This window comes from Clostridium sp. C1 (genome assembly GCF_018223625.1).
Classification (GTDB): domain Bacteria; phylum Bacillota_I; class Bacilli_A; order Erysipelotrichales; family Coprobacillaceae; genus Allocoprobacillus.
On record NZ_CP073631.1, the window covers coordinates 2189733 to 2216318 of the forward strand.

A 26586-nucleotide genomic window follows, 5' to 3' on the forward strand; every position below is an offset into this window, starting at 1 on the left:
ACCACGAATAAAACATGACTTTTTTTAACTTATTCATATTGTGCACAGTATTATTATTATGATATTATTTAAATAATATAAAATATAAAGGAGAACATTTATGAATTTTAAAATTAAAAGAATAGAATTATTAAATGCTTTAACAAAAGTTTCAAGAGCAGTTTCTATAAAAAGCCCTTTACCTGTTTTAACAGGAATTAAATTTGATTTAAAAGAAGATGAATTAATTTTAACTGGTAGTGATAGCGATATTACTATTCAAACAAGTATTCATGATAACATTGAAATTATTAAAACTGGAAGTGTTGTTTTATCTTCTCGTTATATTTTAGAAATTATTAAGAAGATTGATTCTGAAGATGTACATATTTTTATTGTAGATGGAACACTGACAAGAATTGAAGGAGCTAACTCTCGTTTTGATTTAAATGGAACATCTTATATTGATTATCCTCGTATTGATTTAAATAAAACAGGTGTAAATTTACAAATGAAATCTACTGATTTAAAAGAAGCTATAGAACAAACTTCTTTTGCGACAAGTGAAAAAGAAACAAGACCTGTTTTAACTGGTGTTAATTTTAAAGCAAAAAATCATGTTTTAGAATGTATTGCGACAGATAGTTATCGTTTAGCAAAACGTATTTTAAATATTGATTCTGATATTTCATTTAATATTATTATTCCTAAAAAGAGTTTAATTGAAATCAGTCGTATTATTGAAAAAGATGAATTGATTGATTTATATGTTTCTGATCGTAAAGTTTTATTTGTCTTTGATCATGTTTTAATCCAAACAAGATTAATTGATGGTACTTTCCCTGATACAGGACGTTTAATTCCAGATAGTTTTGATTATTCTATGAGTATTGATAGTACAAGTTTATTAAATTCTATTGATCGTGCATCATTACTTACAAATGAACAAACAAACATTGTTAAATTAACAATGGATCAAGATCATGTTATTTTATCTTCTTTTTCTCAAGAAATTGGTTCAGTTGAAGAAAATCTTTCGAGAGCTTTCTATAAAGGAGAACCATTAAAAATATCTTTTAGTGCTAAGTATTTAACTGACGCTATTAAAAGTATTAATGGTCAAAAAGTGAGAGTCCTTTTTACAGGTGAGATGCGACCTTTCATTATTAAAGATTTTGAAAGAGAAGATATCATTCAATTAGTATTGCCAGTCAGAACTTATTAAGCTAATCTATGATTGATTAGCTTTTTTTGTTATAATTTGGTTGGTGATATTATGGAAAAGATTTTACTGGTTGAAGATGATTTACAAATCGTTAAGCATTTAAATTCTTATTTAAGAGAAAATGGTTATCATTTAATAGCTGTTGATGGACAAAAAAAGGCAATGCAAATACTCCAACAACAATCTATAGATTTAATCTTATTAGATATTTCATTAAAAGAAGGTAATGGCTTTTCTTTATATAATGAAATTAAAGCTTATTATGATATTCCTATTATTTTCTTAACGGCCCAAAGTGATGAATTTAGTATTATTACAGGACTTGATTTAGGAGCAGATGATTATATATCAAAACCATTTCAACCTCGAATACTATTATCACGTATTCAAAATATTTTAAGAAGATATAAAAAACAAGATCAGATATTCCAATATCAGAATCTTCAAGTTTATATTTCTCAAGCTAAAGTCTTTAAAAATCATCAGGAAATCTTTTTATCAGCTTTAGAATATAAATTATTATTGATATTTGTACAACATGCTCATCATTTACTAACAAGAGAATTTTTATTAGAAGAACTTTATCAGATGACGGGTGAAGATATGAATGATAATACTTTGACTGTTTATATTAAAAGATTAAGAAATAAGATAGAAGATCAACCTCAACATCCTCAAATCATACAAACCAAAAGAGGATTGGGTTATCAACTAGGAGATTAGATCATGTATATCATTATATTCTTACTATGTTGTATTATTGGTGGTTTATGTTTTTATATCTATAAACAAAATAAAAAAATTATTTTTATTTCTAAACAAATCAATGATATTTTATTTCATCATAATGATTTTTATATTCAAAAATACAAAGAGGGAAATCTTTCTATCTTAGAGAGTGATATATGTAAATTAGTCAATAAGATTTATGAACAAAATCATTTATTAGAAAATGAAAAACTGATTCTAAAAGAATATCTGGAAGATATATCTCATCAAATGAAAACACCTTTAACAGCTTTAAATTTAATTCATGAAAGATTAAAGAAAGCAGAAGGCAATGAAAAAAGACAATTATTAAAAGAAGAAAAGAAATTATTAGATAAAATTGAATGGCTCGTGATGAGTTTATTAAAAATGGCGCAATTAGATGCCCAGACAGTCACTTTTCATCAGGAAAGTATTACACAGAAAGATTTTGTTTTGCAGTTATTAAATCCATTTGAAATACAAATAGATATGAAAGATATTCAATTACAAATCAATATTCAAGAATCAGATATATTCAAATGTGATATTTTATGGACTTTAGAAGCTTTATCCAATATTTTAAAGAATTGTATAGAACATGTTGAACAAAATGGAATCATTCATATAGAAATGAATCAAAATCCTTTATATGATGAAATTATTATTCAGGATAATGGTTGTGGTATTGATCAGGAAGATTTAAAGCATCTATTTGAAAGATTTTATAAAGGTAAAAATTCAAAAAATGATAGTGTTGGAATTGGATTGGCATTAAGTTTAATGATTGTTGAAAAACAAAATGGAACAATTCAAGTAGAAAATACATATCCGGGTACGAAGTTTACTATTCATTTATATAAAGAAAATGTATAGATATTTGATTATGACAAATCTGTCACTTTATTGTCACGGGTTTGTCATTTTTATTTGATACAATACAATTGAGGAGGGAGAATATATGGCAATACTAGAAGTTAAAAATTTAACAAAAATATATGGAAATGATGAAAATAAGGTTGTAGCCTTAGATCATGTTTCATTTACTGTTGAAAAAGGCGAATTTATAGCTATTGTAGGTTCATCTGGATCAGGAAAGAGTACATTGCTACATTTGATCGGGGGTGTTGATAAACCAACAAGTGGTGAAGTGATTGTCAATGGACAGAATGTCTATAAAAAGAATGAAAATGAATTAGCCATATTTAGAAGAAGGGAAGTAGGGTTGATTTATCAATTCTATAATTTAATTCCTATATTAACCGTTGAAGAAAATATGACATTGCCAGTATTGCTGGATAATAAGAAAGTGAATCAGGAAAGACTGGATGAATTACTACGTATATTAGATTTGAAATCAAGAGAAAAACATTTACCAAGAGAACTTTCAGGAGGACAGCAACAACGTGTATCAATAGGAAGAGCATTGATGAATGCACCATCACTGGTTCTTGCGGATGAACCAACAGGAAATCTTGATTCAAAAAACAGTAAAGAAATTATTGATTTATTAAAACTGACACAAAAAAGATATAAGCAGACATTGATTGTGATTACTCATGATGAAAATATAGCGATGCAGGCAGATAGAATCATAGTGATAGAAGATGGAAAGATAAAAAAAGATGAGGTTATCAGAAAATGAAAATCACGAATACATTGACTTTAAGATATTTGAAAGCCAATAAGAAAAGAAGTTTATTAACGATGTTATGCATTATGGTATCAGTAATTATGATGAGTAGTGTAGGAATAGCTTTTTCATCAGGTAAAGCCTATTATAAAAGTTATATAGAAAAAACAATAGGAGATTATCATTATCGCATTGTTGATAATAGACAAGAAATTATTGATTTAATAAAAGATGATTCTCAAGTCGATGAATATTATTTTTCTTGTACAACACAACTTGATTATCAAGATTCACAGTTATATATGAAGTCTGGTGATTCATTATATTTTCAAAAGAAAGGACTCTATGATTATATTATTGATGGAAGATTACCTGTTAATAAGAATGAAATTGTCATAACACCAGAATTTTTAAAAATGAATCATATTGATAAAAAAATAGGAGATCAGATAACATTTGATAATCAACAAACATATACAATTGTAGGATTTATGAATAGTTATCAATCTCAAGATTTCATGGGAAATATATATCAGGCATTTTCTTATATAGATTTAACTCAAGATTATACAATGTATATTAAAGATAAAGATGTTTCCAAAAATATATTTCAGCATGTACAAAATTTAAAGGAAAAAATACAAAACATGGAGAGTACAACATCTTCCAAATATTATATACCATATAATTCATCTTATTTGGCTGTACAGAATATCTTTGAAGAAGGTTTAACTGCTGGATATACAGATGTATATCATATGATTTATATTATGATTGGTATTATTAGTTTTGTATCTGTTATGATTATATATCAGGCATTCCATTTATCAACAACAGATCGTATTCAATATCTTGGGATGCTTTCAAGCGTAGGTGCTACGCCTAAACAAAAGAAATGTTCTGTTTATTTTGAAGGATTCATATTATCCATTATTGCGATACCATTTGGAATTCTATGTAGTTTTATAGGATTAAATATTGCTTTTTCATTTGCTAATCAAATGAAAATTTTAAAAGATCTCAACTTATCTATTCATACGCAAATCTCACCATTATATTTATGTCTCGTTATTATAGGTTCGTTTTTGATTACTTTTATCGCATTATATATACCTGCAAGAAGAATATCAAAAATATCTGTGATGGATGCTTTAACGAAAAGTGATGAAGTTAAAGTGAAAAAGAAAAGACTTCAATTAAATCGTTTTTTATCAAAATTTTTAAATGTTTCATGGCAATTGTCTATTAAAAATTATAAAAGACAAGGAATCAAATCCAGAGTTATTATTATTTCCTTAATGTTATCAATGATTATCTTTGTTTCTATGACAAGTTTTGGTAAAAATTTTATTAATACTGTCAAAAAAGAAAGTGGTATTCATGATTATGATATTTCAGTTTCAGATGTCAAAATGAAAAATAGACAAGATGTTATTGATATTTTAAATAACAGTCAATATGATAATGATTATTATTTGAGAGGATTAGAATTTGTTAATGTAGATATTGATCCTGATTATTTAACATATGAGAGTCCAAAAACTATAGGAATTTATATTCAGTGTATAGATGATCAAAGATTTAATCAATTATGTGAGGATAATGGTATTCAGCCATCAAATGATTTAGCATTAACATATAATCAATCTTTAATCTTGGGCGAAAATGAAACAGAAATTTCGTCAGTTTATAAAAAAATGGACAGAAACTTCATTCAAGATATATATATCAGTTATCTAGATGAAAAAACTGAAAAAGAAAAGAAGTTAGATATTCAAAATTTTCAAGATATTCAGATGATAGAAACATCTGATGAATATAATATAATGAATCCTTATGAATTAACTTTTATTGTTTCCACAGACTATTTTGAAAAAGAGTTTGGGTCTACGAATATAGAAATTTATATTCAGACACAACAACATGAACAATTAAATCAAGAATTAGAATCTTATGGATTAAGCAGTTACGATGAAACATCAGCTAATCAAGAAAGAATTGAGTTTATGACAATTGTAGAGATATTTGTTTATGGTTTTATAACAATTTTACTTATATTTACATTATTAAATATCTTAAATATGATGAGTGCCAGCATAGAAAAAAGGAAAAAAGAATTTGCGATGTTCATGAGTATAGGCATGAGTGTCAATGATATGAAAAAAATGTTATGGAAAGAATCTTCTATTTATGGCATAAAATCATTTGTATATAGTTTACCATTCTGTATAATAATAGAATTTCTATTATATAATTTATCTTTTAACACTATACCTTTTAGACCATCATGGATAGCTTATTTGATATCATTTATAGTGATGATGATAGTGATGATCTTAACATTTAAATTAGGATTAAATCGTTTTAGAAAACAGAATATTATAGAAACATTAAAAGATGATATGTAGTCAAAAAGACTATATATCATTTCAGACTGTTGACAAAGTGGTAGAATTTTTTATTAAATCTACCACTTCTTTTATTTTTTTATGAAAATTGATAAATTTGTATTGTTTTCCTTATATTTCCTTCTTTTTTATTGGGTGAAGGAATATTTATGAGTCCTTTCCTTTTCTTCATTCTCGCTAATTTGCCTAAATTATGGCAGCCAAAAATAATCAACGATTCCTGTTGATTTTTCTTTAGTCCTTTTAATCTTGTGAATCTTAGTCCATGCTTTTCTTTGCAATCTGCATAGACTCTTTCTATCGTCTCTTTTCTTAGTGGATAGATATCTTTCCATTCTGGTGTATATCTGTTCTCATCTGCTATTTCTCTATATTCCTCCCATACATGTCTTGTGATGACCTTCTGATGATTTTTGCTCTGTGTACATTTCTCTAAAAATGGACATCCTTCACAGTCCTTTGGATTTGATTTGTATTCCCTGTATCCTGATCTGTTTGTTGTAGTATATTTCAAATCCTTGTTATTGGGGCATATATAAATATCCAACTTTTCATCATAGACATATTCATATTTCTTGAAGTATCCTTTTTTGTCATGGGTCTTTTATATGGCATATATGCTCTGATTCCATCTTCTATGATTTCTCGACATATTGCTGGTGTCATGAATCCTGCATCTAAACTGATGTTATGTATTAAATCTCCATAGGTGTTCAACAGCTTTCTATATGCATCATGAAAAACAACACTATCGTGCTGATTGCCTGGTGCCACTGTATTATGCAGTACAAATCCGTGTCTATCACAGAATGTTAGATTTGTATATGCAAAGCATTTCTGTTTTTCTCCCTTATGAAAGCATCCGCTTTCCGGATCTGTCTTGCTTACCTTTATTGATTTTGTTCCTTTTCCTTCAATGAGTTCACCTGTTTCTTCGTCATATGCAAGTTCTATATCCTTTGTTTCCTTTATTGGCTTTTTCTCATGGGCTTTTCTATCCTTGTTGATTTCCTCCAGAAGTTCATCGTCATAGTATTTCTTTACTATTTCTACAGCCTTATTTTCATGTTTTCTATTATTGGCATTGGCCTTTCGATGTGTTCCATCTCCAAATACCGTATCAAGATCCACAAAATCATATGCGATGGCTTCTTCAATAATTTTTTTGAAAATCTCATCGAAAACTTCAGAATCTCCATATCTTCTGATGTAGTTCTGTGACCATGTTGAGTAGTTTGGAACCTCATCATCAATGGACAACCCTAAAACCATCTGTAGGCAAGGTTCACCTTTGTTTCTTCACATGTTCTTCTCATGGAATGAATACCAAATGCAAAGTTGATAAAAAGCATTTTAAAAAGTACCACCGGGTCAATACTTGGTCTGCCAAAAGAACTATATAAAGGTCTAACGAGAGGATATATGAAATTCCAGTCAATAGCTTCTTCAAGCTCTCTTACCTTGTGATCCAATGGTACTAATTCATCTATAGTACTCAAAATCAAGCTGTCATTTTTTCGATTGTTTAAACATGTCATTGCCATAATATTTTACCTCCAAATATGCATTTACATTATACCATATTTTCATGATATAGTGGTAAAATAAAAAGTCGTGGAGCCTCAAAATTTGCATATTTGGAACGAAGTCATCCACGACAATAGATATAATACCATATATTTTTCTATTTGAAAACTAAAAGCTGTTGACTTTTTACTTTGTCAACAGCCTGAGATGATATGTAGTCAAAAAGACTATATATCATTTTTTAGCTTATATTTAGCTTATAAGAGGTTTTTATATAAAAATGAGATTTATCACTTTTTTTATAAATATTGAATATAAGCCATAAAAACTATCATTTTTGATGTTTTTGTGATATAATAGTTCAGGTTATGAAAGTATGGGTGATAAATATATGAAAGAAGTTACAATTCATAGTGAGTATATTACTTTAGGACAATTACTTAAATTAGCTGATGCTGTAAGTAGTGGAGCTGAAGCTAAATTAGTCATTAGTGATGGACTGGTTCTTGTCAATGGTGAAGTAGAAACAAGATGTGGGAAAAAGCTCTATCATCAGGATATTGTTTCTTTTGATGGACAAGAATATCTAATCATTAATGAAGATTCATAGTATTCAATTAAAGAATTTTAGAAATTATATTGATTGTTCAGTAAAATTTGATCCTTTTATTAATATTTTAATTGGTCAAAATGCTCAAGGAAAAACAAACTTATTAGAAGCTATATATATTTTATCAATGTCTAAAAGTTTTAAGACAAAAGTCATAGATGAAATGATTTATTTTGATCAGGACTTTGCGAAAATTCAAGGACAGGTTATTAATAATCAAAAGACATTAAATTTAGAGATTGTTTTATCAAAGTTAGGAAAGAAAGCTTTGATTAATCATAATGAAATTAAAAAAACAAGTGATTATGTTGGTTATTTAAATGTTGTTTTATTTATTCCTGAGGATTTAATGTTAATAAAAGGGAGTCCAAAATTAAGAAGAAAATTGATTGATATGGAGTTATCTAAAATATCACCTATATATATGTATGATTTTAATAAATATCAAAGATTATTAAAAGAAAGAAATAAATATTTGAAATTATTAAATGAAAAACATTTAAAAGCTGATGATTACTTAGAGGTTTTATCTGAACAGATGGCACGATTACAAGTTCAATTATTAAAGAAAAGAATTGAATTTGTTGAATTATTAAATGAGATATCTACGAAAATGTATGATTATATTGCTTTACATCAGGAAGTATTATCAATTCAATATAAAACACATTATAAAGATATGAGTTATGAAGGTATTTTAGAAGATTATCGAAAGAATTATCAAAAAGATATTGCTTTTAAACAGACAACACATGGTATTCATAAAGATGATCTGGTGATGTGTTTAAATCAACAGGATGCTATAACTTATGCTTCACAGGGGCAACAAAGATCTATTGTTTTAGCAATCAAAATCGCTTTATTAGAATTGATTAAAAAAGAAATCGGAGAATATCCTGTTTTGTTATTAGATGATGTTTTAAGTGAACTAGATGATACAAGAAAGACGAAGTTATTGAATTTAATTGAAGGAAAGGTTCAGACTTTTTTAACTTCAACAAATATTGATGGTATTCATCATCAGGTTATAGATAAAGCAAAGAAAATCGTCATTGAAAATGGAAATGTGAAAGGAGAAAGCTATGGAAGAAAATAAAGTTCAACACAGTTATAATGAATCTGATATTCAAGTCTTAGAAGGATTAGAAGCTGTTAGAAAAAGACCAGGTATGTATATTGGTTCAACGTCTTCTAGAGGTTTACATCATTTGGTATGGGAAATTGTTGATAACTCTATTGATGAAGCTTTAGCTGGATTTTGTAGTGAAATTAAAGTGATTTTAGAAGAAGGCGATGTTGTCAAGGTTATTGATAATGGACGTGGTATGCCAACAGGTGTTCATGCGAAAACTGGTAAGAGTACAGTTGAAACAATTTTAACTGTTTTACATGCTGGTGGTAAATTTGGTGGTGGAGGCTACAAAGTTTCTGGTGGTCTACACGGTGTTGGTGCCAGCGTTGTTAATGCATTAAGTGAATGGTTAGAAGTTTATGTACATAGAGATGGTCATATTTATTATCAAAGATTTGAAAAAGGTGGACAACCTGTTGAAGATTTAAAGATTATTGGTGATTGTGATGATACTGGAACAACTGTTACTTTTAAAGCTGATCCTTTGATTTTTGAAGAAACAACTGTATATGATTATGAAACATTAAATCAGAGAATCCGTGAATTGGCTTTCTTAAATAAAGGATTGAAATTAATTTTAGAAGATCATAGACAGACACCACATAAGAAAAATGAATATCACTATGAAGGTGGTATCAAAGAATACGTAGCTTATTTAAATCGTAATAAGACACCTATTCATGAAGAAATTATTTATGTAGAAGATGAAATAGATGATATTAAGGTTGAAGTTGGTATGCAATATAATGATGGATATCAGCCAAATATCTATTCTTTCTGTAATAATATTAATACGCATGAAGGAGGAACTCATGAAGAAGGTTTCCGTCTTGCTTTAACAAGAGTCATTAATAATTATGCCAAAAATAATAATTTCCTGAAAAAAGATGAGGAATCTTTAAGTGGGGATGATTGCCGTGAAGGGTTAACAGCGATTATTTCAGTGAAACATCCTGATCCTCAATATGAAGGACAGACAAAAACAAAATTAGGAAATGCTGAAGTGAGAAAAATCGCAAGTAATATCATTTCAACAGCGTTAGATAAATTCTTATTAGAAAATCCAAATACTGCACAAATTATTATCAATAAAGCTATTGTTGCAAGTCGTGCCAGAATGGCAGCCAAACGTGCCAGAGAAATGACAAGAAGAAAAACAGCTTTAGATAGTATTGCCTTGCCAGGTAAATTAGCTGACTGCTCATCTAAGGATCCTAGTGAATGTGAAGTATTCATTGTCGAAGGGGATTCTGCCGGTGGTAGTGCCAAGATGGGTAGAGATCGTAGAACTCAGGCCATTTTGCCATTACGTGGTAAGATTTTAAATGTTGAAAAATCAAGATTAGATAGAATTTTAGGAAATGCTGAAATTCGTTCAATGATAACAGCTTTTGGAACAGGTATTGGTGAAGAATTTGATATTAGTAAATTAAGATATCATAAAATTGTCATCATGACCGATGCTGATGTTGATGGTGGACATATTCGTATTTTGATGTTGACATTCTTATATCGTTTCTTAAAGCCATTAATTGAAGAAGGATATGTGTATGCTGCACAGCCACCATTATATTTATTGAAACATGGAAAAGAAGAATATTATTTATATTCTGATTATGAATTGGAGAAGAAAAAAGAAGAAATTGGTGAAAATGCCAAAATTTCTATTCAGCGTTATAAAGGTTTAGGAGAAATGAATGCTGAACAGTTATGGGATACAACAATGAATCCAGAACATCGTGTTTTATGGCAAATTGATTTAGATGATGCGATGCAGGCTGATGCTATGTTTGATATGCTGATGGGTGAAAAAGTTGAACCAAGACGTGAATTTATTCAAGAAAATGCACAAATGGCAGAATTAGACTTATAGTAAAGGAGAGAAAAAATGGAAGAACGTGGAATTAAGAAAAGATCATTAACAAAAGAAATGAAACAATCCTTTATCAATTATGCCATGTCAGTTATTGTTCAAAGAGCTTTACCAGATGTGAGAGATGGATTAAAGCCTGTTCAAAGAAGAATTGTGCATGGAATGAATGAACTTGGATGTTATAGTGATAAACCATATAAGAAATCAGCGCGTATTGTTGGGGAAGTTATGGGGAAATACCATCCTCATGGTGACTCTTCAATCTATGAAGCTTTAGTTCGTATGGCACAGGATTTCAGTTATCGTTATATGTTAGTAGACGGTCATGGAAACTTTGGTTCTATTGATGGTGATGGCGCTGCGGCACAACGTTATACTGAAGCCAGAATGTCTAAGATTTCTATGGAAATGGTGAGAGATATTAATAAAGATACAGTCAATTTTATTCCTAACTATGATGGTGAAGAATCAGAACCAGAAGTTATGCCATCACGTTTCCCTAACTTATTAGTCAATGGGACAACAGGAATTGCGGTTGGTATGGCTACAAATATTCCACCTCATAATTTAGGTGAAGTCATTGATGCCATATTGGCTGTTTCTCATAATCCTGATATTACGATTCTAGAATTAATGGAAAATTATATTCAGGGACCTGATTTTCCAACAGGAGCTTATATTTTAGGTAAATCAGCGATTAAAAAAGCTTACGAAACTGGTAATGGCTTAATTGTCATGAGAGCGAAAACGGATATTATTGATATTCATGGTGGTAAAAAAGCTATTGTTGTTACTGAAATACCATATATGGTCAATAAAGCTCGTTTAATTGAAAAAATGGCTGAACATGTTAAAGAAAAACGCATTGAAGGTATTACAGAAATACGTGATGAATCTAACCGTGAAGGTATTCGTATTATGATTGAACTTCGTAAAGATGTTCAACCAGAAGTTATTTTAAATCAGTTATTTAAATTAACAGCTTTACAGACAACATTTGGTGTCAATTCTATTGCCTTAGTGAATAACCAACCTCAAACTTTAAATCTAAAACAAATGATTACTTACTATCTTGATCATCAAGAAGAAGTGATTAGAAGAAGAACAGCTTATGATTTAAAGAAAGCTGAAGATCGTGCTCATATTTTAGATGGTTTAAAAAGAGCATTAGATCAGATTGATGCTATTATTGAACTCATTCGTTCATCACGAACAACAGAAATTATTCAACAGAGATTGATGGATGAATTTGATATGTCTGATCGACAAGCAAAAGCAATCAGAGAAATGCAGCTTCAAAGATTAGCTGGTTTGGAAAGAGAAAAGATTGAAAATGAATTAAATCAATTATTAGAATTGATTGCTGATTTAAAAGATATTCTTGCAAAAAGAGAAAGAATATTAGAAATTATTGAAAAAGAATTATTAGAAATTAAAGCTAAATTTGCTGATAAGAGAAGAACTGAAATTATTCAAGGAACATTTGATTTAGAAGATGAAGATTTAATTCCAGTCGAAGATGTTATTATTTCTTTAACTTCTAATGGATATGTCAAACGTATGCCTGTTGATACTTATAAAACACAAAATAGAGGTGGTAGAGGTATCAAAGGTATGGGAACCAATGAGGATGATATTGTGGATGCTCTTATTCATATGAGTACTCATGATGATTTATTATTCTTTACAAACTTTGGTAAAGTCTATCGTTTAAAAGGATATAATATTCCTGAATTTGGTAGAACTGCTAAAGGATTACCTGTTGTTAATTTATTAAATCTAGATAAAGATGAAAGTGTTAAATCTATGATTTCTATTGATAAAGATGATATTGATGAAGATAAGAATCTATATCTATTCTTTGTGACATTAAATGGTTTAGTTAAGAAAACTTCTATTGAAGAATTTAAAAATATTAGACAGTCTGGTAAGATTGCGATTAATTTAAAAGATGAAGATCAGTTGGTTGCTGTGAAATTAACAAAAGAAAATGAAGAAATTCTCGTTGCAGCATCTAATGGAAAATTAATTAGATTTAATGAAAATGATGTCAGACCAATGGGTAGAACAGCATCTGGTGTCAGAGGTATTAATGTAGATGGTAGTCATGTTGTGGGTATGACAACAAATGGAGAAGGACAATATATTATGGCTATAAGTGAAAATGGTTATGGTAAGATGTCTCCAATAGAAGATTACCGTGAATCACATCGTGGTGGTAAAGGTGTAAAAACCATTAATACGACTGAAAAGACAGGACAATTGGTAGCTTTAAGAGCTGTTAATGGTGATGAAGATTTATTAATTATGACAAGTGAAGGAATCATGATTAGACTTCCAATGGAACAAGTAAAATTAGCTGGAAGAAATACTCAAGGTGTTAGATTGATTAAAGTTGCTGAAGGATCAATTGTTTCAAGTGTAGAAGTTGTATCTAAATCAGAAGAAGAAATTGAAGAAAATGAAGTAACAAAATAAGATTTTGTTAACACGAAAAATAGGATCTCTTTTATAAAAGATCCTATCAGGCTGTTGACAAAGTAAAAAGTCAACAGCTTTTAGTTTTCAAATAGAAAAATATATGGTATTATATCTATTGTCGTGGATGACTTCGTTCCAAATATGCAAATTTTGAGGCTCCACGACTTTTTATTTTACCACTATATCATGAAAATATGGTATAATGTAAATGCATATTTGGAGGTAAAATATTATGGCAATGACATGTTTAAACAATCGAAAAAATGACAGCTTGATTTTGAGTACTATAGATGAATTAGTACCATTGGATCACAAGGTAAGAGAGCTTGAAGAAGCTATTGACTGGAATTTCATATATCCTCTCGTTAGACCTTTATATAGTTCTTTTGGCAGACCAAGTATTGACCCGGTGGTACTTTTTAAAATGCTTTTTATCAACTTTGCATTTGGTATTCATTCCATGAGAAGAACATGTGAAGAAACAAAGGTGAACCTTGCCTACAGATGGTTTTAGGGTTGTCCATTGATGATGAGGTTCCAAACTACTCAACATGGTCACAGAACTACATCAGAAGATATGGAGATTCTGAAGTTTTCGATGAGATTTTCAAAAAAATTATTGAAGAAGCCATCGCATATGATTTTGTGGATCTTGATACGGTATTTGGAGATGGAACACATCGAAAGGCCAATGCCAATAATAGAAAACATGAAAATAAGGCTGTAGAAATAGTAAAGAAATACTATGACGATGAACTTCTGGAGGAAATCAACAAGGATAGAAAAGCCCATGAGAAAAAGCCAATAAAGGAAACAAAGGATATAGAACTTGCATATGACGAAGAAACAGGTGAACTCATTGAAGGAAAAGGAACAAAATCAATAAAGGTAAGCAAGACAGATCCGGAAAGCGGATGCTTTCATAAGGGAGAAAAACAGAAATGCTTTGCATATACAAATCTAACATTCTGTGATAGACACGGATTTGTACTGCATAATACAGTGGCACCAGGCAATCAGCACGATAGTGTTGTTTTTCATGATGCATATAGAAAGCTGTTGAACACCTATGGAGATTTAATACATAACATCAGTTTAGATGCAGGATTCATGACACCAGCAATATGTCGAGAAATCATAGAAGATGGAATCAGAGCATATATGCCATATAAAAGACCCATGACAAAAAAGGATACTTCAAGAAATATGAATATGTCTATGATGAAAAGTTGGATATTTATATATGCCCCAATAACAAGGATTTGAAATATACTACAACAAACAGATCAGGATACAGGGAATACAAATCAAATCCAAAGGACTGTGAAGGATGTCCATTTTTAGAGAAATGTACACAGAGCAAAAATCATCAGAAGGTCATCACAAGACATGTATGGGAGGAATATAGAGAAATAGCAGATGAGAACAGATATACACCAGAATGGAAAGATATCTATCCACTAAGAAAAGAGACGATAGAAAGAGTCTATGCAGATTGCAAAGAAAAGCATGGACTAAGATTCACAAGATTAAAAGGACTAAAGAAAAATCAACAGGAATCGTTGATTATTTTTGGCTGCCATAATTTAGGCAAATTAGCGAGAATGAAGAAAAGGAAAGGACTCATAAATATTCCTTCACCCAATAAAAAAGAAGGAAATATAAGGAAAACAATACAAATTTATCAATTTTCATAAAAAAATAAAAGAAGTGGTAGATTTAATAAAAAATTCTACCACTTTGTCAACAGTCTGATAGGATCTCTTTTATAAAAGATCCTATTTTTTTATGAGATATGCTAATCCTTTCTTTGAAGAAAAATATAATATATAATAGAGTTATACAAAGTAAATAGAAAGAAGGAGAAATATGTTTTTTAGACGAAAACCAAAAACAAATTATTATAATACATCAATGTTTGATAACAATGATTTTGCAAACATGGTACTTCAGAAAATTAATAGTTACTCTGATATTGTTTCTATAGAAATAGAAACTAGTCAAATAATCATCAACCCTAAAAATGTTTTAAGTGAAGAATATTCGTACAGTGGCTATGGGTATGATTATATGACGTTCGAACAGACAGCAACCTTTGCTCATTGGATTCATGAACATATGAATCATAGTGGATTATATGAATGTACTACATATACAAAATGTGGTGGGGGCGGAGAATTTCCAGTAGATATTATCGTTCCAATAGGTAATAATCCTTATGCCCCATTAAAAAAATGGTAATAAATTAGTGATTTTTAAAATCAAAAAGAGAAATCGTAACAAATGATATGATAACCTCCCAGTAGACAGTGTAAATAATAAAACACTGATACGGGAAGTTTTTATATTGTAAAGAAAAAGTAAATATTCTAAAGGAGTAAAAATAGAAATATGCAAACTGTGTTCACATAAATCCTATCAATTATTCATAATTCTGAATTGCTTCTTTAAATTTATCTAAAAAAGTATCTTCACCAAAGGTATTAATTTTAAAGAACATTGCTTGACTTCCACCGGAACTAATGGCAGTGACATGAAGATGATTTTGATATTCTGTTATAGTAATAGACAAGCTTAATCGGTTTCCTCCTGTATAACTATATCTCTCTAATATTAAAATACCAACATGAACATCATGTATATCATAATAATGTTCATCTTCAATGGAAGCAGAAAAGCTTGATTTGATTAATTCATTCTTTAAAAATTGACAAAAATGCTGAAAAGAACCATGCAGTTCACAAGAATATTTAGCCATGATTATTCCTCCTTATTTATAGATTATCATGAAGTTTTGAAAATCATGTGTATTTTATATATTCATATCATTTCAACAATATTTGACAAATATCTTGATCTTTTCTACAATATCTGTAAGTAGGTGAAATGAATGAAAAAAATACAAATCAGTCAAACTTTAAAAAATATTATTGTTATTGTTGTGATAGCAGTTGTTTTCTTTTTTGTTGGAAAAGTATGGCCAAGTGGTGAAGAACCAACAGCCATTACAAGTGATTTATTATCACAACAGATTCAAAGTATTAGTGAGTTAGCAAGTGTAGAATATAACTATACAAATATGGGAAAATTTGAAAATCAGGCAACCTTTTATGGATGGAAAGTTCCATTTACAACAAAGAGCTTTATTTTATCTTATGATGGAAAAATAAAAGCAGGAATAGATATGAGTTTAGTAGAAGTTCATATGAGTGGAAAGAATATCAATATTAGTATTCCTGAAGCTAAAATTCTTTCTCATGAGATAGATGAAAAAAGTATTGAAGTTTTTGATGAAACAAAGAATATTTTTAATCAAATTAGTATTACTGATTATAATCAATTTGCGATAGATCAAAAAGAAAGTATGGAAAATAAAGCAAAAGAGAAAGGATTATTAGAAGAAGCACAGAATAAAGCACAAGAAACGATTAAAACTTTTGTTGAATCTATGTGTTCTTCAGATGATGAATATAAAATTGAAATAAAGATGGCAGAATCTTAAGATGTTCTGCTTTTTTTGTTGAAATATGTAAAGTTTATAGTATAATGTTAGAAGTTTGGAGATAAGTGGGAGGTTATATATGAAATCAACACAAAGTGGTAAAAAACTAGCAAAGAAAATGATTATTGCTTTAATTTGTGGTTTGGTTGCTGGATTAGGTTGTATCTTATTAAGAGAAAACTTATTAGCAAGTGGACAGGAATCTTTATGGAATACTATTAATAATGTATTATTCCAAGATATTACTGCTGAAGGAGCTAATAATGCAATCGGAATATTTTACATTGTAGGTCAACTCTTTGTTAATGCATTACAGTTAATTATTATACCTATGGTTTTTGTTTCTATTATATTAGCTATATGTGTTATTACTGATACAAAGAAATTAGGAAGAATTTCATCTAAAACAATAGGAACATTCCTTATAACAACAGTATGTGCTTTAATATGGGCTGGTATTATTGGTTCTATTGTTTACAAATTAGGAGCCTTTAATGCTGTTCATGCTGATAATCTCATGATACAGGAAGGAACTGTTGGATCTAATCCATTAAATATCATTGTTTCAGTCATTCCTAATAATTTAATTAATGCTTTTACAAATAATGGGAATGTTTTAGCAGTTGTTTTCTTAGCAGTTGCAATAGGTTTAGCAATGAATCAATTAAAAGATAAAACAAAAACATTAAAGAAACTATTAATTGAATGTAGTGATATTATTTCTGTATGTTTATCATTTGTTATTACAAAATGTGCACCTTATGCCATCTTTTGTTTATTGACAAGGACATTTGCTATTTATGGAATAGATTATTTATTACCTGCATTAGCGTATGTATTAACAGTTATTTTTGCTTTAATTGTTTATTTATTTATAGCTTATCCTATTTATTTAATGGTTATGGGAAAAATGAATCCAAAACCATTTATGAGAAAAATACCTAAAGTTGCATTGTTTGGTTTTTCAACTTCATCAAGTGCTGCTACATTACCTATCAATAAAGAAACAACAGTTAATGAATTAGGTGTCAGTGAAGAAATTGCTTCATTTGTTCTTCCTTTAGGAATGACAGTTAATATGGATGGTACAGCTATTATGCAAGTTATTGCCGCTATATTTATTGCAGCAAGTTCTGGATATGATGTTACAATTACATCTATGGCTGTCATTGCTTTTCTTGCTTTAATTGCTTCAGTTGGAACACCTGCTGCACCTGGGGCAGGAGCAGTTATTTTATTTACTATCTTAACAGGTATGGGATATACAAATGATGGGGCATTATTGGCTTATTCATTAATTTTAGCAATCAACAGACCAATTGAAATGCTTGTCACATCTTTAAATGTTGTTGGTGATTCAGCAACTTCTGTTATTGTTGGTAAAAAAGAAAATATGTTAGATGAAGATATTTATCATAGTTAAGTAGACTCAAATTGAGTTTACTTTTTTAATCATTATATTTGCTTAAAGTAAATGTTGAAAATAAATCTACACTTTCTAGATAATATAGAATCTCATTTTTAATATTGATATAATGCATATGGAACAGTAATAACGGTAGGTGGTTATGCCTTAGTCGTGGGACGAAGGCACGTGATCCTTCGTTGACATAGATATCCATTTAATAGATGGAAATATGAAAAACGGAGGTGATACACATGACATCTTATGAGATAGTCATGATAATGTTAGGAATACTAACATTTATCATGACTGTAATAAGTGTGATTGTGAAATTACTTCTTATTATTATTGATAAGAGTACAAAAAAATAACTACCTCGTGCTTCGGATAAATTGAGGTAGCTATTTTCTCAAACAAATCTAAGGCATAACCGTTTATTGGCTGTTCCTTTTTCAATTACATTATAGTTTATGTGATTTGATAAGTCAATATACAAATAAATTATGTTTGCCTAAAGTAAATATCAAAATTAAATCTACAATCTCTAGATAATATAGAACCTCATTTTTAATATTGATATAATGCATATGGAACAGTAATAACGGTAGGTGGTTATGCCTTAGTCGTGGGACGAAGGCACGTGATCCTTCGTTGACATAGATATCCATTTAATAGATGGAAATATGAAAGACGGAGGTGATGCACATGACATCTTATGAGATGGTCATGATGGTGTTAGGAATACTAACATTTATTATGACTGTAATAAGTGTGATTGTGAAATTGCTTCTTATCATTATCGATAAGGATAATAAAGCAAAAAAAATAACTACCTCTTGCACTGGAAAATTGAGGTAGTTATTTCTCCTTAATTTAATCTAAGGCATAACCGTTTATCGGCTGTTCCTTTTTCAATTACATTATAGTTTATGTGATTTGATAAGTCAATATACAAATAAATTGTATTTGCCTAAAGTAAATATAAAAATTAAATCTACATTCTCTAGAGAGTATAGAATCTCTTTTTTGATATTGATATAATGCATATGGAACAGTAATAACGGTAGGTGGTTATGCCCTAGTCGTGAGACGAAGGCACGTAATTCTTCGTTGACATAGATATCCATTCAATAGATGGAAATATGAAAGACGGAGGTGATGGACATGACATCTTATGAGATAGTCATGATAATGTTAGGAATACTAACATTTATTGTGACTTTAATAAGTGTGATTGTGAAATTGCTTCTTATTATTATTGATAAGAGTGTAAAAAAATAACTACCTCTGGCTCTGGTAAAGTTGAGATAGTTATTTCCAACCAAATCTAGGGCATAACCGTTTATCGGCTGTTCCTTTTTCAATTACATTATAGTTTATGTCATTTTAGATGTCAATATACGAATAAATATATTTATTTAATTCAATATTTAACAATGTTATAATATATTTAAAAAGTAGAGGTGTTTTAAAGATGAAATGCATAATAAGAAAATGGAAAAGAGAAGATGCCGAAGATTTATATCAGAATATTAATGATTTAAGAATTTTAAATAATTTAACAGATCGTATACCTTATCCATATCATTTACAGGATGCCTATGATTATATAGAAGCTATGTTATCTGCTGATGAAAATGAAATCTTTGCTTTTGCGATTGAATATGAAGGAAAGGTTGTTGGAAGTATTTCAGTTTTAAGACAAGATGATATTTATCGTAGAAGTGGAGAGATTGGATATTATTTAGGTTATAAATATTGGGGTAAAGGAATTATGAGTGAAGCTGTGAAACAGACATGTCAATATGTTTTTGAACATAGTGATATAGAGAGAATTTTTGCGGCTCCTTTTGATTATAACCCAGCCTCACAAAGAGTCTTAGAAAAATGTGGTTTTGAACGTGAAGGTATTTTACGTAAGAATGGCTTTAAAAATGGTGAGTTTCATGACATGATTATGTATTCTTTGATTAAATAATTATTGAAATTATTAAGTCTTATGCTATAATCAGTATATCAAATCGTTGCATTGGATAAGTAAATGTGAAATCATGATAGAGAGCTGATGGTTGGTGTAAATCAGTATGAGGAAACATTGAAATCTACCAATAAGAGGAGCTAATCCCTCCCGGTTGAACCGTTATCTCATAAAAGTTATCAGTCTGATAAGAAATAGGGTGGCACCACGATATATTCGTCCCTTGTAAAAGGTGCTTTTTATTTTATTGGAAAAGGAGAATGAAAAATGATTGATATAGCAATACTTAGAGAAAATCCAGAAGCAGTAAAAGAAAATATGCGTAAGAAATTTCAACATGATCGTTTGCATTTGGTTGATGAAGCTTATGCATTGGATAAGGAATATCGTGAAGCTTTGACAAAAGCGAGTGAGCTTCGTGCTATGCGTAATTCATTGTCTAAAGAAATTGGACAATTTATGCGTGAAGGTAAAAAAGATTTAGCTGAAGAAAATAAAAGAAAAGTCAGTGAAATGGCAGATACTTTAAAAGAATTAGAAGCAAAAGAAATAGAATTAGGTCCTAAATTAAAAGAAGTGATGATGAAAATTCCTAACTTTATTGATGATAGTGTACCTATTGGAAAAGATGACAGTGAAAACGTTGAAATTCAAAAATATGGAGATCCTGTTGTTCCTGATTATGAAATCCCATATCATGCGGATATTATTACAAAATTAAAAGGATTAGATAAAGAAGCAAGTGGAAGAACAAGTGGTAATGGTTTCTATTATTTGATGGGTGATATTGCTAGACTTTCTTCAGCAATGTTATCTTATGCCAGAGATTTTATGATTGATAAAGGATTTACTTATTGTATTCCTCCATTTATGATTAGAAGTGATGTTGTGACTGGTGTTATGTCATTTGAAGAAATGGATGCTATGATGTATAAAATTGAAGGTGAAGATTTATACTTGATTGGAACAAGTGAACATAGTATGATTGGTAAATTTAAAGATCAGATTGTTAAAGAAGAAGAATTACCAATTACATTAACTTCATATTCTCCATGCTTTAGAAAAGAAGTTGGGGCTCATGGTATTGAAGAACGTGGTATTTATCGTGTACATCAATTTGAAAAACAGGAAATGGTTGTTTTATGTAAACCAGAAGAAGCTATGGAATGGTATGATAAAATGTGGTCATATACTGTTGAATTATTTAGAAGTTTAGATATACCTGTAAGAACACTAGAATGTTGTAGTGGTGATTTAGCTGATTTAAAAGTGAAATCTTGTGATGTAGAAGCATGGTCACCTAGACAGAAAAAATATTTTGAAGTTGGTTCTTGTTCTACATTAGGAGATGCACAAGCTAGACGTTTAGGTATTCGTACAAAAGGTGAAAGAGGAACATATTATGTTGCTACTCTTAACAACACTGTTTTAGCAAGTACACGTGCATTAATTGCATTTATTGAAAATAATTATAATGAAGATGGAAGTATTTCTATTCCTGAAGTGTTAAGACCATATATGGGAGGAAAAGAAAAAATCGGTTAAGACAAAAATCTTAACCTTTTTTTATACTTAATTTTTGAATATGTTGAATCAAAGGAAAATATTCATTAACAAGGGAAACAAACTTTCCAACAGTGAGTGCTGAAACAACAGTGCCTAAACCAACCCCTTGTAAAGAATGGAAAAAGAAAAATGAACATAAACTGGCAATAATAATCAAAGTGATATCAAAACATATTTTGACCATACCAAAATCTTTATGTGTCACATCACTGATTGCTTTGACAATACCTTCTCCTGGAACCATAATGACATTAGGAGCAACTTCAATACTGATTCCAAATGCTAAAATTATACAACCTATAATCAGGCTTATAATACGTATAAGTAATGTTTCTGGTTGAAACCAGTTCATCAAATACATACTTATATCAATAAAACTACTAAAGATAATATTCGCAAGAATTTGTAAGAATTGGATAGGTTGAAAATCTTTTTTTAATATGATAATTTGAATGATAATAAAAATCATATTAAAAATGAAAGTCATCATACCAAAACTCATATGTGTAAAATAAAGACTAAAAACATAAGGAACACTTGATATTTGTGAAGTTCCCAGAGCACTTTTGGTAATAAAAGCAATACCAAATGAGTTAATAAAAAGACCTAATAAAAAATAAAAATATCTTAAAATTGTTTTATTCATCATATTCCTCCCTCAAATTATCAAGTACTTGATTCAATATCTGATTCACTTCTTTTTGATTTAAAGATTGATAAGCTATCTGATCAACTTCATAACATATTCTTTTGACTTCTATTGCTTTTTCTTTGCCCAATTCAGTCAGAAAAATGAGTACTGATCTTTTATCATTTAATTGATTTTGACGATAAATCAATTGCTGTGTTTCCATCTTTTGAATAAGACTTGTCATAGTTGACTTATCTAAGACACAAGTTTGACCTATTTCTTTAGGGGTTTGCCCATCTTTTTCATAAAGACATTCAAGAATTTTAGGTTGACCGGGATAAAGCCCAATGTTTGATGTTTTTTGTGTCATCAGTTTATGACTATAATGAAAACATTTTAATAATAAAAAGTGTATCTCATAATTTAACATATTTTTCACCTCATTTAGTTTGAAATCAAACTAAATTATAATTTATAAAGATGATTTGTTAAGTGACTTTGTACACATAAATTTCATATTTTTTCCACTTGATATTCACATGGTTTTGTTAGAATCTTCTCGAAAAAGGAGGTTGTGTATGAAAAATATTCTTGAATTTTTAGAACAATCATCACAAAAATATTTTACAAAAATAGCTTTTAGTGATGATAAAAATGAAATAACATATGGTCAATGTGTTGAAAATGCTCAAAGAATAGGAACAAATTTATCATCATTGCAGATACGTAGACAACCTATAGCAGTAATGATGGATAAAAATGTAGAAAGTTTAACAGCATTCTTTGGCGTTGTTTATAGTGGAAACTTTTATGTTGTGATTGATATACATATGCCAGATGATCGTATTCAATCTATATTTGAAACTTTACATCCAATAGCTTTGATTACGGAAAAACAATATGAGCATAAAGCACAAAATTTACATCCTCAAGTTTTTATTTATGAAAATATGATTCCAACAGAAATAAATCATCAAAAATTAAATGAAATCAGAAATCAAATGATTGATAATGATCCACTTTATGCTTTATTCACTTCTGGTTCTACAGGTGTTCCTAAAGGTGCAGTTGTATCACATCGTAATGTTATGAATTATGCCTCGTGGTTTAAAGAAACGTTTGATATTCATGAAGATACACAATTTGGAAGTCAGACACCATTTTATTTTAGTATGTCTGTTTCAGATGTATTTAGTACGATTATGGCTGGAGCTTCACTTCATATATTGCCTAAAAAATTGTTTTCTTTCCCTGTAAAGCTCATTGAATATATGAATGAAAAACAAGTCAATACTATTTACTGGGTTCCTTCAGCATTAGGAATTATAGCGAATATGAAAGTATTGGATTATATAAAATTAAATGATGTTCAAAAGGTTTTATTTGCTGGTGAAGTTATGCCAACTAAACATCTCAATTATTGGAAGAAACATCTTCCTCATGCTTTGTATGCAAATTTATTTGGACCAACAGAAACGACTGATATTTGTACATATTATATTGTTGATAGAGAATTTGAAGATGATGAAGTTTTACCGATTGGCAAAGCTTGTCAAAACTGTGATGTTTTCTTATTAGATGAAAAGAATCAAGAAGTCATAGATGATCGTGAAGGAGAACTTTGTGTTAGGGGATCGTTTTTAGCATTAGGTTATTACAACAATCCAGAAAAGACACAAGAAGTTTTTGTTCAAAATCCATTAAATCAAGCATATCCTGAAATCATTTATCGTACAGGTGATTTGGTGAAATATAATGAACGTGGCGAATTAATTTATATCACACGTAAAGATTTTCAGATTAAACATATGGGATATCGTATTGAACTAGGTGAAATTGAAGCAGCAGTTTATGCTTTATCAAAGATTCAAAGTTGTGCAGTTATTTATGATGAAAAAGAAGATAAGATTATTTTGATATATACTGGTAAAATAACAGATCAAGAGATTATGGAAGGAATATCTCATAAATTACCACAATATATGTATCCTAATAAGATGATTCAGTTAAAGGTTATGCCTTTAAATCAAAATGGGAAAATAGATAGAAAATGGTTAAAAAATCATTATCATGAGGAGGAAAAATAAATGAATGAATTATTAGATATTTTAAAAGATTTAAAACCGGGTGTTGATTTTGAAAATGAAAAGAATTTAATTGATGATAGAATTTTAGATTCTTTGGATGTTATGAATTTAACGGTTGAACTCAATGATGAATTTGATATTGAAATTACACCTTTAGATATATTACCTGAAAACTTTCAATCAATAGAAACAATCTATCAGTTAATTACTCGTTTACAGGAAGATAATTAATGGCATATACAACATATATATATTTATTACTTTTTTTAGGAAGCACATTTTTACTTTATACAGTGTTTCCTAAAAAATATAAATGGATTGTTTTATTATCAGCAAGTTATCTTTATTACATTCTTGCAAGTCGTGTATGGATGATTATTTTTATATTACTGACAACTATTTCTATATACATAGGTGCTATATGGTTAGATAAAATTAATGATATATTTGTATCAGTCAAAAAGTCTTTAGATCGACAACAAAGAAAAGAATTAAAAGAGAAAATATTATGGCAAAAGAAATGTGTTGTTATGTTTATATTGTTTATAAATCTAGGATTACTGATTTTCTTAAAATATTCAAACTTCTTAATAAGTTTACTTAATATCAGTATTTTAGAACAATTTCAAATTTCCATTCCACTCATTAAATTATTTTTACCACTAGGAATATCTTTTTACACATTACAAGCCATAAGTTATATAGTAGATGTTTATCGTGGGAAATATCATGCAGATGAATGTTTATCAAGAGTCGCTTTATACTTAGCGTTCTTTCCAACAATCGTAGAAGGACCTATAACAAGATATAACGAAGTAGCATATCAACTATATGAAGGTCATTCTTTTGATTATAAAAATTTTACTTTTGGATTACAGCTTATTTTATGGGGAATGTTTAAAAAGATTGTTATTGCTGATCGAGCAAATATGCTCGTTAATTATGTCTTTGATGATTATTTAAAGTTTTCAGGTTTAAGTGTAGTGATTGCGATTATTTTTTATACAATTCAATTATATACAGAGTTTTCCGGATGTATGGATATTGTTAGAGGAAGTGCTCAACTATTTAGTATTAGACTACCAGATAATTTTAGACAGCCATTCTTTGCGAAAAGTATCAATGAATTTTGGCAACGTTGGCATATAACATTAGGTTCATGGTTAAGAGATTATGTTTTTTATAGTGTATCTTTATCAGCACCATTTAAAAGATGGAGTCAGTTTGTTAAAAAACATGGCAATGAATATGTCAGTAAACTCTTACCAGCTTCAACAGCTTTATTTTTTGTTTGGATATGTAATGGATTATGGCATGGTGCCAGTATAAAATATGTCATGTATGGAATGTATTATTATCTATTGATGATGTTAGGTATGTATTTAGAACCTGTCTTTATGAAAATAAAAGATACTTTCCATATTCAAAATCAAAATAAACTTTTTCAAATCTTTTCTATTATAAGAACTATTTTTATTGTCAATATTGGTATGCTTATATTTAGAGCTGATACTTTATCTTCAGCATCGCATATGCTTGTATCTTGTTTTCAAGGCACAATGGATATTCCTTACATGGGATTAGCCTTGAAAGATATGATGATAGTGATTATGGGTGTTATCATTGTTTATATCATGAGTTTATTGAAGGAAAAAAATATATCTGTAAGAGAACATATTGCAAAGTGGCATATTGTACCACGTTGGACTTTTTATTTAACTGGATTGATGATTGTTGTGATTTTTGGAGCCTATGGTAGAGGCTATGATATTGTTAGCTTTATCTATGCACAATTCTAGGAG

The 26586-nt window shown here is 29.2% G+C and carries 20 protein-coding genes, 2 pseudogenes and 1 other annotated feature; of the genes and pseudogenes, 18 read left to right on the forward strand and 4 right to left on the reverse strand.

Annotated features, from left to right (window positions below; all coding sequences use genetic code 11):
- Nucleotides 1-100 precede the first annotated feature (100 nt).
- The 5 genes from dnaN (at nt 101) to KEC48_RS11765 (ending at nt 5992) form a co-directional block, all read left to right on the forward strand.
- The gene (gene dnaN / locus KEC48_RS11745; protein WP_087356838.1) at nt 101-1204 is read left to right on the forward strand and encodes a DNA polymerase III subunit beta; all 1104 of its coding nucleotides are present in this window, start codon (nt 101-103) and stop codon (nt 1202-1204) included.
- Between the two features lie 51 nt (nt 1205-1255).
- Nucleotides 1256-1927 carry a response regulator transcription factor gene (locus KEC48_RS11750; RefSeq protein ID WP_087245084.1) on the forward strand — a complete coding sequence of 224 codons (672 nt, stop codon included), beginning with the start codon at nt 1256-1258 and terminating at the stop codon, nt 1925-1927.
- Nucleotides 1928-1930: 3 nt separating this feature from the next.
- Nucleotides 1931-2827 carry a HAMP domain-containing sensor histidine kinase gene (locus tag KEC48_RS11755; RefSeq protein ID WP_211962433.1) on the forward strand — a complete coding sequence of 299 codons (897 nt, stop codon included), beginning with the start codon at nt 1931-1933 and terminating at the stop codon, nt 2825-2827.
- A gap of 85 nt (nt 2828-2912) precedes the next feature.
- Nucleotides 2913-3596 (forward strand): ABC transporter ATP-binding protein, encoded by a 684-nt coding sequence (locus KEC48_RS11760; protein WP_211962435.1) that lies wholly within the window; start codon nt 2913-2915, stop codon nt 3594-3596.
- On the forward strand, nt 3593-5992 hold the full coding sequence (locus tag KEC48_RS11765) for an ABC transporter permease (RefSeq protein WP_211962436.1): 2400 nt from the start codon (nt 3593-3595) through the stop codon (nt 5990-5992). Before KEC48_RS11760 ends, KEC48_RS11765 begins: the two co-directional genes overlap by 4 nt.
- Before the next feature lie 175 nt (nt 5993-6167).
- Here KEC48_RS11765 and KEC48_RS11770 read toward each other — a convergent pair.
- Nucleotides 6168-7530, reverse strand: a pseudogene (locus KEC48_RS11770) (IS1182 family transposase); the annotation flags it as partial.
- Between the two features lie 380 nt (nt 7531-7910).
- On the opposite strand from KEC48_RS11770, the gene KEC48_RS11775 reads away from it, so the two are divergent.
- From KEC48_RS11775 to KEC48_RS11800, 6 genes and pseudogenes are all read left to right on the forward strand, one after another.
- Nucleotides 7911-8129 carry an RNA-binding S4 domain-containing protein gene (locus KEC48_RS11775; RefSeq protein ID WP_211962438.1) on the forward strand — a complete coding sequence of 73 codons (219 nt, stop codon included), beginning with the start codon at nt 7911-7913 and terminating at the stop codon, nt 8127-8129.
- Nucleotides 8116-9225: a DNA replication/repair protein RecF gene (gene recF / locus KEC48_RS11780; protein WP_087245080.1), complete on the forward strand. Its 1110-nt coding sequence runs from the start codon at nt 8116-8118 to the stop codon at nt 9223-9225. The genes KEC48_RS11775 and recF overlap by 14 nt, the downstream gene beginning before the upstream one ends.
- On the forward strand, nt 9212-11134 hold the full coding sequence (gene gyrB, locus KEC48_RS11785) for a DNA topoisomerase (ATP-hydrolyzing) subunit B (protein ID WP_087356843.1): 1923 nt from the start codon (nt 9212-9214) through the stop codon (nt 11132-11134). The genes recF and gyrB overlap by 14 nt, the downstream gene beginning before the upstream one ends.
- Before the next feature lie 15 nt (nt 11135-11149).
- Nucleotides 11150-13612 carry a DNA gyrase subunit A gene (gene gyrA / locus KEC48_RS11790; RefSeq protein WP_211962440.1) on the forward strand — a complete coding sequence of 821 codons (2463 nt, stop codon included), beginning with the start codon at nt 11150-11152 and terminating at the stop codon, nt 13610-13612.
- A 241-nt stretch (nt 13613-13853) separates the two neighbouring features.
- Nucleotides 13854-15216, forward strand: a pseudogene (locus KEC48_RS11795) (IS1182 family transposase); the annotation flags it as partial.
- 268 nt (nt 15217-15484) lie between these two features.
- On the forward strand, nt 15485-15856 hold the full coding sequence (locus KEC48_RS11800) for a hypothetical protein (RefSeq protein ID WP_211962442.1): 372 nt from the start codon (nt 15485-15487) through the stop codon (nt 15854-15856).
- Nucleotides 15857-16037: 181 nt separating this feature from the next.
- Here KEC48_RS11800 and KEC48_RS11805 read toward each other — a convergent pair whose 3' ends face one another.
- A complete protein-coding gene (locus KEC48_RS11805; RefSeq protein WP_211962444.1) occupies nt 16038-16373 on the reverse strand; it encodes a DUF6054 family protein in 336 nt (111 codons plus the stop codon).
- Nucleotides 16374-16505: 132 nt separating this feature from the next.
- Between KEC48_RS11805 and KEC48_RS11810 the strand changes: the two genes are divergently transcribed.
- From KEC48_RS11810 to serS, 4 genes are all read left to right on the forward strand, one after another.
- Nucleotides 16506-17117, forward strand: a complete 612-nt coding sequence (locus KEC48_RS11810; protein WP_211962453.1) for a DUF4230 domain-containing protein — start codon at nt 16506-16508, stop codon at nt 17115-17117.
- A 79-nt stretch (nt 17118-17196) separates the two neighbouring features.
- On the forward strand, nt 17197-18540 hold the full coding sequence (locus tag KEC48_RS11815; protein ID WP_249191359.1) for a dicarboxylate/amino acid:cation symporter: 1344 nt from the start codon (nt 17197-17199) through the stop codon (nt 18538-18540).
- A 1456-nt stretch (nt 18541-19996) separates the two neighbouring features.
- Nucleotides 19997-20500 carry a GNAT family protein gene (locus KEC48_RS11820; protein ID WP_211962455.1) on the forward strand — a complete coding sequence of 168 codons (504 nt, stop codon included), beginning with the start codon at nt 19997-19999 and terminating at the stop codon, nt 20498-20500.
- A 37-nt stretch (nt 20501-20537) separates the two neighbouring features.
- Nucleotides 20538-20727 (forward strand) — a binding site (T-box leader).
- A gap of 40 nt (nt 20728-20767) precedes the next feature.
- Entirely contained in the window at nt 20768-22045 is a 1278-nt protein-coding gene (gene serS, locus KEC48_RS11825; RefSeq protein WP_087356851.1) for a serine--tRNA ligase, read from the forward strand.
- Nucleotides 22046-22055: 10 nt separating this feature from the next.
- On the opposite strand, the gene KEC48_RS11830 is transcribed toward serS, so the two are convergent.
- Together KEC48_RS11830 and KEC48_RS11835 are read right to left on the reverse strand one after the other, a co-directional pair.
- Nucleotides 22056-22712, reverse strand: coding sequence for a DUF6198 family protein (locus KEC48_RS11830; protein WP_211962457.1), 657 nt, complete (start codon nt 22710-22712; stop codon nt 22056-22058).
- Complete coding sequence (locus tag KEC48_RS11835) at nt 22705-23127, reverse strand: MarR family winged helix-turn-helix transcriptional regulator (RefSeq protein WP_211962459.1); 423 nt, start codon at nt 23125-23127, stop codon at nt 22705-22707. The genes KEC48_RS11830 and KEC48_RS11835 overlap by 8 nt, the downstream gene beginning before the upstream one ends.
- A 148-nt stretch (nt 23128-23275) precedes the next feature.
- Between KEC48_RS11835 and KEC48_RS11840 the strand changes: the two genes are divergently transcribed.
- The 3 genes from KEC48_RS11840 to KEC48_RS11850 are packed head-to-tail and all read left to right on the forward strand — an operon-like array spanning nt 23276 to nt 26583.
- Nucleotides 23276-24784 carry an amino acid adenylation domain-containing protein gene (locus tag KEC48_RS11840; protein WP_211962461.1) on the forward strand — a complete coding sequence of 503 codons (1509 nt, stop codon included), beginning with the start codon at nt 23276-23278 and terminating at the stop codon, nt 24782-24784.
- On the forward strand, nt 24785-25015 hold the full coding sequence (locus tag KEC48_RS11845; RefSeq protein ID WP_087356855.1) for a phosphopantetheine-binding protein: 231 nt from the start codon (nt 24785-24787) through the stop codon (nt 25013-25015).
- A complete protein-coding gene (locus KEC48_RS11850) occupies nt 25015-26583 on the forward strand; it encodes an MBOAT family protein (protein ID WP_211962463.1) in 1569 nt (522 codons plus the stop codon). Before KEC48_RS11845 ends, KEC48_RS11850 begins: the two co-directional genes overlap by 1 nt.
- Nucleotides 26584-26586: the final 3 nt, after the last annotated feature.

Bases quoted from the DNA above. Each gene is read 5' to 3' on its own strand.
- gyrA (WP_211962440.1), top strand. From the start codon at position 11,150: ATGGAAGAACGTGGAATTAAGAAAAGATCATTAACAAAAGAAATGAAA.
- KEC48_RS11760 (WP_211962435.1), top strand. From the start codon at position 2,913: ATGGCAATACTAGAAGTTAAAAATTTAACAAAAATATATGGAAATGAT.
- dnaN (WP_087356838.1), top strand. From the start codon at position 101: ATGAATTTTAAAATTAAAAGAATAGAATTATTAAATGCTTTAACAAAA.
- gyrB (WP_087356843.1), top strand. From the start codon at position 9,212: ATGGAAGAAAATAAAGTTCAACACAGTTATAATGAATCTGATATTCAA.
- serS (WP_087356851.1), top strand. From the start codon at position 20,768: ATGATTGATATAGCAATACTTAGAGAAAATCCAGAAGCAGTAAAAGAA.
- KEC48_RS11840 (WP_211962461.1), top strand. From the start codon at position 23,276: ATGAAAAATATTCTTGAATTTTTAGAACAATCATCACAAAAATATTTT.
- KEC48_RS11775 (WP_211962438.1), top strand. From the start codon at position 7,911: ATGAAAGAAGTTACAATTCATAGTGAGTATATTACTTTAGGACAATTA.
- KEC48_RS11815 (WP_249191359.1), top strand. From the start codon at position 17,197: ATGAAATCAACACAAAGTGGTAAAAAACTAGCAAAGAAAATGATTATT.
- KEC48_RS11835 (WP_211962459.1), bottom strand. From the start codon at position 23,127: ATGTTAAATTATGAGATACACTTTTTATTATTAAAATGTTTTCATTAT.
- KEC48_RS11755 (WP_211962433.1), top strand. From the start codon at position 1,931: ATGTATATCATTATATTCTTACTATGTTGTATTATTGGTGGTTTATGT.
- KEC48_RS11765 (WP_211962436.1), top strand. From the start codon at position 3,593: ATGAAAATCACGAATACATTGACTTTAAGATATTTGAAAGCCAATAAG.
- KEC48_RS11805 (WP_211962444.1), bottom strand. From the start codon at position 16,373: ATGGCTAAATATTCTTGTGAACTGCATGGTTCTTTTCAGCATTTTTGT.
- KEC48_RS11830 (WP_211962457.1), bottom strand. From the start codon at position 22,712: ATGAATAAAACAATTTTAAGATATTTTTATTTTTTATTAGGTCTTTTT.
- KEC48_RS11850 (WP_211962463.1), top strand. From the start codon at position 25,015: ATGGCATATACAACATATATATATTTATTACTTTTTTTAGGAAGCACA.
- KEC48_RS11820 (WP_211962455.1), top strand. From the start codon at position 19,997: ATGAAATGCATAATAAGAAAATGGAAAAGAGAAGATGCCGAAGATTTA.
- KEC48_RS11845 (WP_087356855.1), top strand. From the start codon at position 24,785: ATGAATGAATTATTAGATATTTTAAAAGATTTAAAACCGGGTGTTGAT.
- KEC48_RS11810 (WP_211962453.1), top strand. From the start codon at position 16,506: ATGAAAAAAATACAAATCAGTCAAACTTTAAAAAATATTATTGTTATT.
- KEC48_RS11750 (WP_087245084.1), top strand. From the start codon at position 1,256: ATGGAAAAGATTTTACTGGTTGAAGATGATTTACAAATCGTTAAGCAT.
- KEC48_RS11800 (WP_211962442.1), top strand. From the start codon at position 15,485: ATGTTTTTTAGACGAAAACCAAAAACAAATTATTATAATACATCAATG.
- recF (WP_087245080.1), top strand. From the start codon at position 8,116: ATGAAGATTCATAGTATTCAATTAAAGAATTTTAGAAATTATATTGAT.